Source organism: Enterococcus sp. AZ194, assembly GCF_051713825.1.
Classification (GTDB): Bacteria; Bacillota; Bacilli; order Lactobacillales; family Enterococcaceae; genus Enterococcus_K.
The window spans coordinates 2,676,756-2,691,872 of record NZ_JBIOQR010000001.1 but is presented as its reverse complement, the minus strand read 5'-3'; the positions used below and the strand labels follow the sequence as shown (position 1 = coordinate 2,691,872).

Annotated in this window: 15 protein-coding genes; 10 read left to right on the top strand and 5 right to left on the bottom strand. The window is 38.3% G+C overall.

Annotation, left to right across the window (positions count from 1 at the left end; all coding sequences use genetic code 11):
- Positions 1–53: 53 nt before the first annotated feature.
- The 6 genes from IGI37_RS12680 (at position 54) to IGI37_RS12655 (ending at position 5,148) form a co-directional block, all read left to right on the top strand.
- Positions 54–1,856, top strand: a complete 1,803-nt coding sequence (locus tag IGI37_RS12680; protein ID WP_438762336.1) for a glycoside hydrolase family 35 protein — start codon at positions 54–56, stop codon at positions 1,854–1,856.
- Entirely contained in the window at positions 1,853–2,332 is a 480-nt protein-coding gene (locus IGI37_RS12675; protein ID WP_438762335.1) for a PTS system mannose/fructose/N-acetylgalactosamine-transporter subunit IIB, read from the top strand. Before IGI37_RS12680 ends, IGI37_RS12675 begins: the two co-directional genes overlap by 4 nt.
- A gap of 12 nt (positions 2,333–2,344) precedes the next feature.
- Complete coding sequence (locus IGI37_RS12670; RefSeq protein ID WP_438762334.1) at positions 2,345–3,232, top strand: PTS mannose/fructose/sorbose/N-acetylgalactosamine transporter subunit IIC; 888 nt, start codon at positions 2,345–2,347, stop codon at positions 3,230–3,232.
- On the top strand, positions 3,219–4,028 hold the full coding sequence (locus IGI37_RS12665) for a PTS system mannose/fructose/sorbose family transporter subunit IID (RefSeq protein ID WP_438762333.1): 810 nt from the start codon (positions 3,219–3,221) through the stop codon (positions 4,026–4,028). The genes IGI37_RS12670 and IGI37_RS12665 overlap by 14 nt, the downstream gene beginning before the upstream one ends.
- Positions 4,029–4,047: 19 nt before the next feature.
- Positions 4,048–4,446 carry a PTS sugar transporter subunit IIA gene (locus IGI37_RS12660; RefSeq protein WP_438762332.1) on the top strand — a complete coding sequence of 133 codons (399 nt, stop codon included), beginning with the start codon at positions 4,048–4,050 and terminating at the stop codon, positions 4,444–4,446.
- A 288-nt stretch (positions 4,447–4,734) separates the two neighbouring features.
- A complete protein-coding gene (locus IGI37_RS12655) occupies positions 4,735–5,148 on the top strand; it encodes a UPF0158 family protein (RefSeq protein WP_438762331.1) in 414 nt (137 codons plus the stop codon).
- A 388-nt stretch (positions 5,149–5,536) separates the two neighbouring features.
- Here IGI37_RS12655 and IGI37_RS12650 read toward each other — a convergent pair whose 3' ends face one another.
- Entirely contained in the window at positions 5,537–6,253 is a 717-nt protein-coding gene (locus IGI37_RS12650) for a C39 family peptidase (RefSeq protein WP_438762330.1), read from the bottom strand.
- 145 nt (positions 6,254–6,398) lie between these two features.
- Positions 6,399–8,330 carry a ribosomal protection-like ABC-F family protein gene (abc-f, locus tag IGI37_RS12645; protein ID WP_438762329.1) on the bottom strand — a complete coding sequence of 644 codons (1,932 nt, stop codon included), beginning with the start codon at positions 8,328–8,330 and terminating at the stop codon, positions 6,399–6,401.
- Between the two features lie 225 nt (positions 8,331–8,555).
- On the opposite strand from abc-f, the gene IGI37_RS12640 reads away from it, so the two are divergent.
- Positions 8,556–9,212, top strand: a complete 657-nt coding sequence (locus IGI37_RS12640; RefSeq protein ID WP_438762328.1) for a redox-sensing transcriptional repressor Rex — start codon at positions 8,556–8,558, stop codon at positions 9,210–9,212.
- A 205-nt stretch (positions 9,213–9,417) separates the two neighbouring features.
- Entirely contained in the window at positions 9,418–10,908 is a 1,491-nt protein-coding gene (locus IGI37_RS12635; RefSeq protein WP_438759380.1) for an IS1182 family transposase, read from the top strand.
- 152 nt (positions 10,909–11,060) lie between these two features.
- Here the strand turns inward: IGI37_RS12635 and IGI37_RS12630 are convergent, their stop codons facing one another.
- On the bottom strand, positions 11,061–11,405 hold the full coding sequence (locus IGI37_RS12630; RefSeq protein WP_438762327.1) for a thioredoxin family protein: 345 nt from the start codon (positions 11,403–11,405) through the stop codon (positions 11,061–11,063).
- 164 nt (positions 11,406–11,569) lie between these two features.
- Between IGI37_RS12630 and IGI37_RS12625 the strand changes: the two genes are divergently transcribed.
- Both IGI37_RS12625 and IGI37_RS12620 read left to right on the top strand, forming a co-directional pair.
- On the top strand, positions 11,570–12,532 hold the full coding sequence (locus IGI37_RS12625; RefSeq protein WP_438762326.1) for a permease: 963 nt from the start codon (positions 11,570–11,572) through the stop codon (positions 12,530–12,532).
- Between the two features lie 12 nt (positions 12,533–12,544).
- Positions 12,545–13,384 (top strand): TIGR03943 family putative permease subunit, encoded by an 840-nt coding sequence (locus IGI37_RS12620; protein WP_438762325.1) that lies wholly within the window; start codon positions 12,545–12,547, stop codon positions 13,382–13,384.
- A 429-nt stretch (positions 13,385–13,813) separates the two neighbouring features.
- Here the strand turns inward: IGI37_RS12620 and IGI37_RS12615 are convergent, their stop codons facing one another.
- Both IGI37_RS12615 and IGI37_RS12610 read right to left on the bottom strand, forming a co-directional pair.
- Entirely contained in the window at positions 13,814–14,314 is a 501-nt protein-coding gene (locus IGI37_RS12615; protein WP_438762324.1) for a threonine/serine exporter family protein, read from the bottom strand.
- A 13-nt stretch (positions 14,315–14,327) separates the two neighbouring features.
- The gene (locus IGI37_RS12610; protein ID WP_438762323.1) at positions 14,328–15,080 is read right to left on the bottom strand and encodes a threonine/serine exporter family protein; all 753 of its coding nucleotides are present in this window, start codon (positions 15,078–15,080) and stop codon (positions 14,328–14,330) included.
- Positions 15,081–15,117 lie beyond the last annotated feature (37 nt).

The window sequence follows — 15,117 nt, the reverse complement described above, 5'->3', positions numbered from 1 at the left end:
CTGTTTCATTTCAAACGAATGTTTTGACAGCGTTTGCAAAGGAGGGAGGTTTAATGTCAAGTTTTGAAATACAGGATGATTTCCTGTTGAATGGACAGCCTTTTAAAATTTTATCTGGCGCTATTCATTATTTCCGTATCCACCCAGATGACTGGTACCACTCATTATATAATTTAAAAGCGTTGGGCTTTAATACGGTAGAGACCTATATTCCCTGGAATTTTCATGAAGAAAAAAAAGGGCAATTTACCTTCGAGGGGAGGGCCGATATCACGACTTTCTTAGAAATTGCACAAAATCTTGGTTTATACGCAATTGTTCGTCCATCGCCTTACATTTGCGCAGAGTGGGAATTTGGCGGTTTACCTGCCTGGTTATTAAATGAGCCAAGGATACGTATTCGCTCAAGTGATAGCATATTTCTGAGCTATGTTGCTTCCTATTACGATGTTCTACTAAAAAAGCTGAGACCCTATCAGCTGTCTCAAGGTGGAAATATCTTAATGTTTCAAATCGAAAATGAATATGGCTCCTATGGCGAGGATAAGGAATATTTGAACTCACTCTATAATCTGATGCTTAAGCGAGGCATCGACGGACCCTTTTTCACTTCAGATGGTGCTTGGTTAGCCGCTCTACGTGCAGGAACTTTACCAGATGAGGATATTTTAATCACAGGAAATTTTGGCTCAAAAGGAAAAGAAAACTTTTTAAGCATGAAAAATTTTTTTGAGAAACAGCACAAAAAATGGCCTCTGATGTGTATGGAATTTTGGGATGGTTGGTTTAACCGGTGGCATGAGCCAATTATTCGCAGAGACCCAAAAGAAACCGCCAATGAGATAAAAGAAATTATTAAACTAGGCAGTCTTAATCTTTACATGTTTCATGGTGGGACAAATTTTGGCTTTATGAATGGTTGCTCAGTCAGAGAGGGTCGTGATTTCCCACAGATTACTTCCTATGATTATGATGCACCACTAGATGAGCAAGGCAATCCAACCAAAAAATATGAAGCAATCAAAGAGATGATTCATGATCTTTATCCTGAGATTCAGCAGATGACACCACTCGTCAAATCCGCTATTGAATTGACCGATATTCCATTAACCAATAAAGTCAGTTTGTTTTCAACTATCGATACAATCGTTACGCCCATCTATTCTAAATATCCACTAACAATGGAGCAGCTTCATCAAGCTACCGGTTATCTTTTCTACCGAACCCTTCACAAACCGGCTGCTGAAACAGAAACGTATCGAATTATCGATGCATCTGATAGAGTCCATTTTTACGCTGATGGACAGTTAATTTGTACACAAAGTCAGAATTGTGGAGAAGTCGGAGAAGAAATTCAGGTAACATCAACAGTCGATTTAAACAAGATAGATTTATTGGTTGAAAATATGGGACGAGTCAATTACGGAGCAAAGCTAACCGCTGATTCTCAACGCAAAGGAATTCGGACAGGTGTCATGTGCGACATTCATTTTATCACTGAATGGATGCATTATCCCTTAACGTTTGAAACCAGTGAAGGGATTGATTTTTCAGGTAGTTGGATAAAAAATCAACCGAGCTTTTATCAATATCAATTCAGATTAGAGGAGGTTAAAGATACGTTTTTGGATGTTAGTCACTTTGGTAAAGGGGTTGTTTTTGTTAACCAAAAGAATATTGGTCGTTTCTGGGAAGTAGGACCCACGCTTTCTCTTTATATCCCTCATGGATTATTAAATAAAGGGGAAAATGAACTAATTATTTTTGAAACAGAAGGAATCTATCAGCCAACTATTTCGCTGCGAAAACAGCCCGTTTTCAAAAAGAATTTACTAAATGAGGAGGAGAAAAAATGAGTATTATCGCAACACGAATTGATGGACGTTTGATTCATGGTCAAGTAGCAAATCTTTGGACAACCAAACTGAATATTACTCGAATTATGGTGGTGGATGATGAGGTCGCAACGAATGCGATTGAAAAAAGTGGCTTAAAACTAGCAACCCCCGCTGGAGTAAAATTGAGTGTCCTTCCAGTTGAAAAAGCGGCCACGAATCTATTAGCCGGAAAATATGACTCACAGAAACTACTCATCATCGCTCGTAAGCCTGATCGTTTTTTGAAGTTAGTAGAACTAGGAGTTCCTATCACAGAAGTAAATGTCGGAAATATGTCACAAACTGACGAAACACGTTCAATTACAAAATCGATTAATGTCGTGGACCAAGACGTAGACGTATTCAAGAAACTAAATCAACATGGCGTGAAATTAGTGGCACAGATGGTTCCAAGTGATCGTGCGGAAGACTTTATGTCGCTACTTAAAAATTAGGAGGAATGACTTATGAGTATAGCATGGTGGCAGATATTATTATTAACTTTATATGCAGGGTACCAAATTTTAGATGAATTACAGATTTACTCATCATTAAGTGCACCAGTTTTTGCAGGATTAATTTCGGGGATTATTATGGGTGATGTGACGTCAGGCCTACTGATTGGTGGAAGCATGCAACTAACGATTTTAGGCGTGGGTACCTTCGGCGGAGCCTCAAGAATCGATGCCAATTCAGGTACCGTTCTAGCCACTGCTTTCTCGATTGCACTTGGGATGGATCCCGAACAAGCCATTGCAGCCATTGCCGTTCCTGTAGCTAGCTTGATGATTCAGATGGATATCCTTGGTCGTTTCGCTAATACGTACTTTGCTCACCGAATCGATGCGCATATTGAAACGATGAATTACAAAGCCATTGAACGAAACTTCCTGTTTGGTGCACTTCCTTGGGCCTTATCTCGTATGATTCCAGTATTTTTAGCTCTTGCTTTTGGTGGCGATTTAGTTCAAAAGGTTGTGACGTACTTGAACGGAGATTTGAAATGGTTAGGTGACGGCTTATCTGTTGCCGGTGCTGTATTACCAGCAGTTGGTTTTGCTATTTTATTACATTATTTGCCAGTAAAAAAACATTTTGCCTATCTTGTTCTAGGTTTTGTCATTACAGCATTATTAACAACTGTCTTTGGAAACATTCAACTATTAGGTACAGGAGTTGCTAGCGTAGTTAAAGATTTCTCTGGAATATTTAATGCGTTACCAATGCTTGCTATTGCATTAATTGGGTTTGCATTGGCTTCATTGAGCTATAAGAATTCACAGTTCACGCCACATACACCAAGTGGGAATCAACAGGTTTCTGATGAGGAGGAAATTGAAGATGACGAAATCTAATTACAAACTAACAAAGGAAGACTTTACTCAGATTAATCGTAGAAGCTTATTCGGGTTTCAGTTAGGTTGGAATTACGAACGGATGCAAGGGTCTGGTTATTTATATACTATTTTGCCACAGCTAAGAAAAATTTACGGGGATGATACCTCTGAATTAAAAGAAATGATGAAAACACACGTGCAATTCTTCAATACGTCCAATTTCTTTAATACGATTGTGACAGGAATCGATTTGGCGATGGAAGAAAAAGAGGGGATTAATGCAAGAGATACTGTTTCTGGATTAAAGGTTGGCTTAATGGGCCCTTTTGCCGCAATTGGTGATTCTATCTTCGCTTCTCTTGTTCCAACAATATTTGGAGCTTTAGCAGCAAATATGGCCATCAATGGCAACCCTACCGGAATATTTATTTGGATTGTTGCTCAGATTGCCATTATGGTCTTTCGTTGGAAACAGCTCCAGTTTGCGTACAAAGAAGGCATATCACTTGTTACAACTATGCAAAGTCGATTAACTGCTTTAACAGATGCTGCGACGGTATTAGGTGTCTTTATGGTTGGTGCGTTAGTTGCAACGATGGTTAATGTAAAATTTTCATGGGCGCCAAGTATTGGTGATGTCACATTAAACATTCAAAATAGTATCGATATGATTTTACCTCGCTTATTACCTGCAGCTATTGTGGGGGCTGTTTACTGGTTACTAGGACGAAAAAATATTACGTCGACAAAAGCTATTTTTATCGTATTGTTCGTATCAGTTGCGCTTTCTGCACTTGGTGTTATTTCAAAATAAGCTATCTGGGGGATAAATGATGGGCACACAATTAATTTTAGTCAGTCATGGAACACTTTGCGAGGAACTAAAGAGAAGTACAGAGATGATTATGGGTGAACAGCCCGATATTCAGACCCTTTCACTCCTTGAGTCAGATGGCCCTGAAGACTTTCGAAAAAAATTTTTAGAAGCAACAAAAGGCTTGCATGAGTACATTGTTATGGCCGATTTGCTGGGCGGAACGCCATGTAATGTTGTCGCAAAAGAGCTCATGCTTGGTGCGCAATTTGATTTATATGCCGGAATGAATATGCCCATGGTGGTTAGTTTTATTAATGGACAGCTGACTCAAACAAAGGGAGATCTAGTGCAGGAGGCAAAAGAAAATATTTATCATGTAAATGAGTTACTTGTTATTGATGACGAGGATGAGTGAGGTTAGATAAAACTTATTGTCAGATGTCTCAAGACTACAAGAAAGCTGAGGTGATTAGCAGAGCAATCTGTTAAATACCTCAGCTTTTTAACATCAATTATTGTGGGAAGTACTGTTCTTATCTCCGATTTATTAATGGATAAACCAATCTTTTCCAGTATTAAAGTAAAATCATATCTCTTGCAGATTCCCCAAACTAATAGATAGTAAAAAATAAAATAATGTGACAAATACTATCCACCCGAATTATAATTAAAGAAAGACAACTGAAAGGATGTGCGAAGGTTAATGATCAAATTAGATGTTGTGTTGGTAGCAATGGAAATGTCGAGTACAGAGACAACTTTTTTTCTTGATTTAGATACTGGTGAGAGTATTTGTTTATCGGATAATTTTTTTGATGCGTTTGATTCAGAGATTACGGCTGATGAGATTGACGAGAATCCAGCTCGATTTCTTCCTCTACCCACACAGTTTGAAATCAATGAGTACAATATTATGGAAGAATTTATTTGGAGCTTAGATGGCATCATCGCAGATAAATTAGCTCAAACGATACAGGGCAGAGGAGCTTTTCGACGTTTTAAGGATAAAGTTTATGACTATGGGATTGAACAACAATGGTTTGATTTTCGTGAAAATAAATTTAAGGAAATCGCCATTGAATGGTGTCAGTCTAACAAAGTAGCTTATGAAGTATAAATGAAGCATTATAGTAAACACTAACAAAAAAATTGAAATAGGTAACTTAGCAGGAGACACATGGACACAATAATTGAAGGTTTACATTATTACACAAACCATTTCCCCGCTGATTTGTACAAAGAAACCTTAGTAAATACTGATGAAGTTGCGTCACTTTTATTAGAAGAGGATTTTAAGACATCATCTTATTTACCTTACTATGAAAGACGTCGTTGCTCTGATAAAACGAATGGCTAAATAAACGGTCATACAATTTCTATTCATTATATGTAATAAAAATAGGCCTGAGACAGTAGGCGAATTTTCCCTACTTATTGTCTCAGACCTATTGATTTTCTCGTGACAAAAATACTACAGTTCACTCAAAGTATCCCTAAGTAATCTTCTATGCATACACCCAATAGTTAATTACTTGTGAAGCAACCTCGTCCACATCATACGTCTTTTTATAATGATTTTTTTCTGGCGTATCATTTGGGTCATAAACGCTCAGCTGTCCATCTTTATAAGCTGACAATAACATAATATGCCCAGTATCCGTAAATTCACCTGGAGAAACTGAAACAACGACTGGGATTCCTTGTTCTAGATAAGTCAAAGCTGTATTGATATCGCTTCCTAAATTTTTAAAAGGTAAGCCGTAATGTGTCGCGAAATCTTCAAAAATATTCCAAGAGGTGCCAGCACCTTCAACAAAATAAGCATCTTGAGCCCAATCGAGAATCTCTGGCGGCTCAACGGTGCGACCCTGCTCTCGAGATAAAATCATCGATAACGTAGCAATGGCACAACCATTAACGCCGAGTGTGTCATCACCATAGGGCGTGTCTCCCCAACGCTCATCTTTTTGTAGATTCAAGGGATAGGGCTGCGTCTGAGCGATTGTCTTTTGTTTCTTCAAATAATCATTTGCTTGTTTTCCGAATGATTGCTGCGTTTGTTCTGAATGAAATATGGTTTGAAATGAGTGAATAGATAAGGGGTTATCTGTATTGGCTAACGCCCAGACGCCACCGACAAGTAGCAATAAGACAAACAATAGAATAATCGGACTTTTCTTTTTTCGTTTCTTATAAGGCCTTCGTGGATTGACTTTTCTCATGTGATCATCTCCTTGTAAAGTAAGATCTAGTCTAATTTAACAATAGAAAAAGAGAAATAGGTGAGAATAGGTGAATCCTTAATAGTTTTCTAACTATCTTAAAGAAAAGCTAAGAATCTCTGCACAAGATCCTTAGCTTTTCTAGTTAATTCAGTTCTTCTAATTCAAGACTGGTATTTTCCCAATCACTTAATAACTCCTCTTGTTGTTGACGCGCCTTTTCCAACTCTTGATTCAGTTCCATTAAACGAACATGATTGTCAAGTAACTCTGGTTTGACCATTTCAGCTTCTAACTCTTCAATCAATGTATCAAGCTTAGCCATGTCTTCCTCAATTTGAGTAATTTTTCGTGTGAGACTACGAACCAACTTTTGTTGTTCCTTATTTTGGTAGAACGCGTTTTTAGGCGTAGAAGGGGCTTTTTCCTCTTCTTTTTTTGCAAGAAGCTCAGCAATTTCTTCTTCCTCTTTTTTCTTCTCTAGGTAATAATCATAATCCCCCAAATACAGTTTGCTACCCGTCTCTGATAATTCAATAACCTTGGTCGCTAAACGGTTGATAAAATATCTATCATGGGAAACAAACAACAAAGTTCCTTCATAATCAATTAAGGTATTTTCAAGGACTTCTTTATTATCAATATCTAAGTGGTTAGTTGGTTCATCAAGAATCAGAAAGTTTTCTTTATTCATCGACAATTTGGCTAAAGCGACTCTTGCTTTTTCGCCTCCACTTAATAGAGGAATGGTCTTTTCAACATCATCACCCGAGAAAAGGAAACCTCCTAGGACACTACGAATATCTTTTTCTTGAGTAGTTGGATGTTCATCCCACAGCTCTGCCAAGACCGTTTTATTGCCATGAAGTTCTGCTTGTCCCTGATCATAATACCCAATCGTGACATTCGTTCCGAGATGCGCACTCCCTTTAATAAAAGGCAATTTTCCAATAATTGATTTTAAAAGGGTTGACTTGCCAATTCCATTTGGTCCAACTAGGGCGATGGCATCTTTTCGACGAACGTCTAAGTTAACAGGCTCCGCAAGAATCTGAAGTGCATCATACCCAATCGCTGCATCTTCTACTTGTAACACGACATTTCCTGAAGGGCGCTCGATATCAAAAAGGAAGTGCGCAGATTTTTCATCTCCTTGAGGACGTTCCATTCGGTCCATTTTTTCTAATGCTTTTCGGCGACTTTGCGCTCGTTTGGTTGTCGAAGCACGCACAAGGTTTCTTGCAACAAAATCTTCCAGCTTGTTAATCTCTGTCTGCTGTTTCTCATAGGCTTTCCATTCTGTTGTTAATTGTTCAGCCTTCAACTCTAGATATCGTGAATAATTTCCTTTATAGCGACGCATTTTTTTGCGACTCAACTCATAAACCTCACTGGCTACTTTATCTAAGAAGTAACGGTCATGAGAGACAATTAACAAGGCACCCGTATAATTTTGTAAATAGTTTTCTAACCAGGCCAATGTGGTGATATCTAAATGGTTGGTCGGTTCATCCAAGATTAAAATATCGGGTTTTTGTAAAAGCATTCTTGCCAAAGCTAGACGGGTCTTTTGCCCCCCTGAAAGAGTCGTAATTTGTTTATCATAAAAGGACGCATCAAACTGAAAGCCGTGCAAAACTGAACGAATCTCATTTTCATAGCCGTAACCGTTTTTTTCTGCAAACTCATGTTGCAAACGATCATACTCTTTCATCACTGAGTCATAATTACTAGCATCAGGGAGTAGCTGACTGATTCTCAGTTCAACTTCTCTCATACGTGCTTCCATTTGCCGTACCTCATCAAACGCTTTTAACATTTCATTCCAGACGGTTTCTTCAGAAGCTAGCCCTGTATCCTGTGCTAAATAGCCTAAAGTTGCGGCTTTATTTTTTGAAATCGTTCCGGCATCCGGACTTTCCAATCCAGCAATCATTTTTAAAAGAGTTGATTTACCCGCTCCATTACGACCCACTAAGGCAGTGCGCGAACCGGTACTTATCTCTAACTGTATATTTTCAAACAAAGTGTCTGCACCAAAATAGCGGGCCACTTGATTGGCTTGTAATAAAATCATGGAATCCTCTTTTCCGCTTGTGAAATTTACCTTCTACTAATTAGAAGATACCTTCACATAGTGTATCATATTTTCAAAGGACTCGCGAGATGAAAGCAATCCTCTAGAATTTGACCATTTTGAAAAAATTTCACAATTTTTAAGCGAAGGAATTGCTTTTTAGAATGAAAACTTGTTATGATGTATATATTGTTTGGTATATTTTTATTAATGGAGGTAGTAATTGTGAAAGATCAAGTAATTCCGAAAGCAACCGCAAAACGGTTACCACTATATTATCGTTACTTACGAATTCTACATAATGCAGGAAAATTAAAGGTTTCATCAACTGAATTAAGTGAAGCAGTTCAAGTCGATAGTGCAACAATTCGCCGAGACTTTTCTTATTTTGGAGAGTTGGGCAAACGAGGATACGGCTACGATGTTGAAGATTTAATGAATTTCTTTGCGAAAACATTAAATGATGATGAGCTAACAAATGTCGCTTTGATTGGGGTAGGGAACCTAGGAAGCGCCTTACTAAAGTATAAATTTCATCAAAGTAACAGCATTCGTGTGAGTTGTGCCTTTGATGTCAATGATGATATCGTTGGTCGAATTGTCGATGGCATTCCTGTATATCCAATGGAAGATATGATGGAACAAATCAAAATTCAACAAATTGAAGTAGCAATCCTAACGATTCCAGCTGATAGAGCGCAAGGTGTTGTAAATCATCTGGCAGATGCAGGGATCAAAGGGATTCTGAACTTTACGGCAGCACGTTTGTCTGCCCCAGCACATGTGTTGATTCAAAATGTAGATTTGACGAATGAATTACAAACGTTGATTTATTTCTTACATTCTGATAATTCATTAACCAAAAATGAAGAAACAAAATAAAAGCTAGGACGATCCCTCTTTCTTGAGTAAAGGTACTGAAGAAAGAGAAGGCTTGTCCGAGGCTGCTGAAAAAGTCTCTGACAATTTTACAAAAATAAAGAAAAATAGTGGTTGAGAAAACGTCTATTTTTCTTTTTTTTTGTATAAAAAACCCATTGTATAGCCATTTATTGGTATAATAGAAGAAGTGGAAGGAGTGTTTTAAATGCTAGATAAGGGACGTCAAACGAGCTTAGAAGTAGGCATGTATTCAGGTTTATATGATATTTTGATTGAAAAGGATAATTTTTGGAGACAAATCAATGAAACGGTTGATTTTTCTTTTATTTATGCTGAAGTAAAACAAAATTATTCAGAAACAGCTGGTCGGCCAGCTGAATGCCCCATTCTCCTCTTTAAACTAATCTTATTAAAAACCTCGTATAAGCTATCAGACCGCGATTTGATTGCTCGTTTACGTACGGATATGCAAATGAAATACTTCCTAGAATATGAACCAGAAGAAACTGAATTTATGGCTCCTAGCTTACTTTCTAAGTTCCGTCACCTACGCTTGAAAAATACGAATCTATTGGACTTACTTCTCACAAAAACTGTCGAAATCGCCTTGGACAAAGGCGTAATTGAAGTGGAAAATAAATTAATTCAAGATTCTACCCACTCGAATGCCATGTTCCAACACGTTTCGCCAAGAGAAGAAATTATCAAACGAGCGAAAGAAGTAAGAAAAGCCGTGTATGCTGTTGCCCCTCAAATGAAAGAAAAAATGCCAAAGAAAAAGGAACATACGGGGATCCTTGAAGACACCCTCCACTATGCAAATGAAGTGATAAAAGTGATTGAAACAGAGGGTGGTTTTGATAACTGCACAGCCGTGATGGAGCGAATGAATTACTTAAAAGAAGGCATCGAAGAAACAGAGGGAGCGTTTGAATTTTCTAAAGATCAAGAGGCAAAAGTTGGGCATAAGACGGCGGACACCGCTTTTTTTGGCTACAAAACACACCTTGCTTTAACTCCTGAACGAATCGTTACAGCCGCGACGATTACCAGTGGCGAAAAACCTGACGGCAAAGAAATGAAGACACTCGTCGAAAAAAGCCAACATGCAGGGATTGAAGTCAAGGCAATTATTGGAGATGGTGCGTATTCAGAGACGGATAATTTGAATTACGCAAAAGCAAACGGAATGAAACTAGTATCGAAGTTAAGTAAGTCAGTCACTCATGGGAATGGAAAAAACAAGGATAAATTCGCGTACAATAAAGATGCAGAAATGTATGTTTGCCTAGCAGGACACATGGCAATTAAAAAGAGAAAGTCAGGAAGTAAATGCGATAAAAAGGGAGTAGACTCGCGTGTAGAGGCCTATTTCTTTGACGTGGAAAAATGCAAAAGATGTCCGTTTCGCGAGGGTTGTTATACTGATGGAGCGAAAACAAAAACTTTCTCAGTAAAAATAAAGTCAGATACACATATCGCTCATATGGATTATATGGAAACCGAAGAATTTAAAGAGCTTTATAAAGAGCGGTATAAAATAGAGGCTAAGAATGCGGAGTTGAAAGGTCGATACAATTATGGAACCGCACAAAGCTGTGGTCTATTAGGGATGACCATCCAAGGGGCGAGTACGCTGTTTTTAGCTAATATGAAACGAATTATCAAGTTAGAAAAGGAAAATACGGGGAAATAGAGGGTAGATTCCCTTTATTATTATGAAAATACACAAAAAACAGTGAAATTCTTTTTTTTTGAAGAATTCCACTGTTTTTTTGTGAGTGTTTTTCAGCAGCCTCGGCTTGTCCTAGCTTTTTTTTCTATTTTTTGTGGCACGGTGTTATCTGACTATTTGAAGAGTTCTTCGTAGCTTGTAGAGGGGGCATCTATTAATTCTATAAGTAACGCTTCGACTTGTTTCAGGTTAATAAAACGAGCTTGACGTTGCAATTCTTTGCCTTGAGCAAAAATCATCAGAGCCGGCACGGTCATTACTTGGAATTCGCTGGCAACTTCAGGAAATAACTCTGCATCCAGTTGGTAGGCCGGAATGGTGAAGTTCTCTAGCAGCTGTTCTACTCGGGGAAGAATCGCGTGGCAGACACTACAATCTTCACGAGAAATATAGACCAGCGAGACAGGGGCTTGTTTAATTGTTTCAAGTGCTTCTACTAGTTGTTTGGGTTGAATCATACGCTCCGACCTCCTTTACGCCAAATTTACAAGGTTTGCCAAAGAAAGTCAATTTTTCTGATTTGCTTAAATTTAACCAGAATCAATAAAACGGTCTTGTTCTTTTGGCTAAAAAAGGGTATAGTTATTCCGTTTTTAAAAAGAAAGTTACGAGGGGGAAAAGAATGTTTGAGCAACTTCCTCATTCTGTTTTACAGATGAGCACTATATTTTTATCCATCGTCATAGAGGCTTTGCCGTTTGTACTGTTAGGCTGCTTAATCTCTGGCGCGCTTCATGTCTTTTTGACACCTGAACGGGTACAGAAGCTTTTACCAAAAAATAAGCTATTATCCATTATCATTGGCTGTTTAATGGGCTTTTTCTTTCCCTCATGCGAATGCGGAATTGTCCCCATCGTCAATCAATTTGTAAAAAAAGGCGTCCCTGTCTATACGGCCTTTGCTTTTATGCTAACGGCGCCAATCATTAATCCAATCGTTATCTTTTCAACATTTATCGCGTTTGGAAATTCATTTAAATTTGCCTTGTGGCGCATGCTAGGAAGCTTTTTGATTGCTATGGTTGTGGGGATCTGGTTAGCCTATTTTAACAAATCAACCATTCTAAAAAGGCCTTTGATTGAACCCAACCAGATAAACAATAGCGAACACAAAGAACAAGGGGATAAACAAAAATCTCATACACATACGCATGAAACAGACGCAAATCATTCACATAAAAAAAATCATTTTTTTCATCAATTCAGTCATATGCTAACTCATGGTGTGGATGAATTTTTTGATACTGGTCGCTACCTTGTGATCGGTGCCTTGATTGCCTCAGCTATGCAAACGTATCTGCCAACTGGCTGGATGATGACCCTTGCTTCAACAAAAATTCTAGCAGTGCTTATCATGTTACTTATGGCCTTTATCCTGTCTCTTTGTTCTGAGGCGGATGCTTTTATCGGCTCTTCTCTATTAAGTCTATTTGGAGCGGGTCCTGTTGTAGGTTTCTTAGTGTTTGGTCCAATGGTTGATATCAAAAATCTGTTAATGATGAAGCGTTACTTTAGTGGCAAATTTATTGCTTCATTAGTAGGAATCATTGCTGTAGTTGTATTTGGCTACGCAATGATCGTCTAGGAGGGATGTACGATGTTTCGTTTTATTATCTTAGCAGGTTATTTTGAATTAATGGCCTACCTCCAGATCTCTGGCAAACTGGATCAGTATATCAATGTGCATTATCAGTACCTAGCAATTTTATCGATGGTCCTAGCATTCGTATTGGCAATTGTTCAATTAGTGCTTGTCTTACGCAATAAAGAAAACGAACACCATGAGCATGGAGGAGATGAACATGATCATCACTTAACTAAAGGCTATCAAAAGGTTAGTGCCTATCTGTTATTAGCCCTACCTATCCTTGTTGGCTTGTTTTTTCCAACCATTAGCTTAGATACAACTATCGTGGAGGCGAAGGGGTTTAATTTTCCAATTAGTAAAGAATCAGTTGGTGATCCCGATGTTCAAACACAGTATCTAAAACCGGACACCAGTATTTATTTTAATGCCTCTGACTATCAAGAACAGATGGATACCTTATTAAAAAAATATGACCAACAAGGGACACTCAAAATTACAGAGGAAAACTATTTGGAAATCATGGAGCTTATTTATAACTATCCGAGTGCTTTTATCGGACGTCAAGTTTCCTATGACGGGTTTATCTACAATGCTAAAAATGAGCAATCGAGCGACTCATTTGTGTTTCGTTTTGGGATTATTCATTGCGTCGCTGACTCTGGTGTGTTTGGTCTTCGAACGAAGCTCCCTAATTCTGCCAATTATAAGAATGACACTTGGGTGCATATCGAGGGGAAAATTCAATCTGAATACTATCAACCTTTTAAACGAACCTTACCTTTTGTCGAGGCAGAAAAAGTGACTTCTATCTCAGCACCTCAAAATCAATATGTCTATCGCTCCTTCTAAAATATCTACGCAAAAAACACGGACTTTTTTTAATGTTTTTTGTTTCGACTGTCAAAAGTTTGGACTCTATAATATTTGGTGTTGTTACTCAAAAAAATGAGTAGGAACACCAAATTTTTTTATAACAAAAAGCATTTGGTTTCTCTATAATTAAGTCGCTGAACAAAATATAGAAGGAGAAACCAAATGCCTATGACTAAGATAACAGAAAAACAGAGGAAGAGACAAGTGAATTAATAAAAAAGTTATTAACTATAAAAGATTCAAACCTCTACTTTGTAAAGGACTCCTTATCTAAAGAAACGATCTCTGGCAAACGAGCCAACGTCTTTACTGGTGTGCTTACTTATACGCCTTGACAAAGAGCCAAAGTTTTTCGCGTTAACTTTTTGACGGTCCCTACAAAAACAGTTAAGAAAGTCCGTGTTTTTATTGTAAAGGAAACTTTTTCTTCGTTTTTCTCTCTTTTATTCGCAGCTTGAGAATGGCTTCTCGTTTGACCTTGAAGTTGCGAATGTTGTGATTAAATACCTCAGACAAAACCAACCCTAAGGCAATCGCACCGGCAATCATAACTGCTTGAACAGCGGCTGTAACAGCTTCTTGATAGGTGCCAACAACCAAGTTGCGAACAGCTTGATAAGCCAATCCACCAGGAACTAGAGGGACCATACCAGGAATATTAAATATCGTCACAGGCATCTTTAACCAACGCGAAAAAACATGACTAGCATAGGCAACACCTAAGGAACCTAACAAAGAACCTAGTGCAGCATTGCCGCCCAATTGAAGACAGCCCCAATAAAGAACCCAACCAGCTACTCCGGCTAAACCACAGTACACTAAAGATTTCCTAGGAACATTCGTGATAATCGCAAAGGCAGCAGTGGCTAAAAAACTAAAGATAACTTGTATAATTAGTGATATCATTTATTGTCTCCCCCTAACCTAAAAATTGAAAAACAAAGGCAATCGCAAAACCAATCATCGAAGCCGTCATCAATGCTTCTGTTCCTCTAGAGACCCCAGATAAATAGTGGCCTGCCAGTAAATCTCGAATGGCATTGGTGATTTGAACCCCAGGAACCAAGGGCATGACACAGCCAATAATAATCATATCCTCACTGACACCTAACCCCATACGCGCACAAAAAATCCCTGCAAAACCAATAAATAATGAAGCCAGAAATTCTGCTAAAAAACGAATACGGAAAAAACGAAGACCGTAGAGATAGAAGGTGTACCCCAGGCCACCTATCAATAACGTAATCGGAAGATCGCGAAACGTGCCGCCAAATAAAATCATAATCGCACCACTGACGATTGCTGCACTGACAATTTGAAGCCAAGTCGGGAAAAAGAGTTGTTCCTTATCCAGTTCTTTTAATTTTTGTAAAAGCTCATTCAAATTGAGCTGACCCGCCACATAGTCACGAGAGAGGTTGTTCACTTTAACTACTTTATCTAAGTTAATCGAACGATTCGTAATTTGTTGCATCCGAATAGTTGACGATTGATCAAGCCCGACAAATAAACCGGTCTGGGTGACATAACTAACCAAACGATAATTGCCAGATGCTGAAGCGATGCGACTCATCGTATCTTCTACACGATACATTTCGGCGTTACTTTCCATCATAATTTTCCCTGCTAATAAGCAAGTTTCCAGTAATTTTTCAGTCACTTGTTCAGCCAAAGTGAAAGCCTCCAATCTAAATTTCCATTTGTTTCCT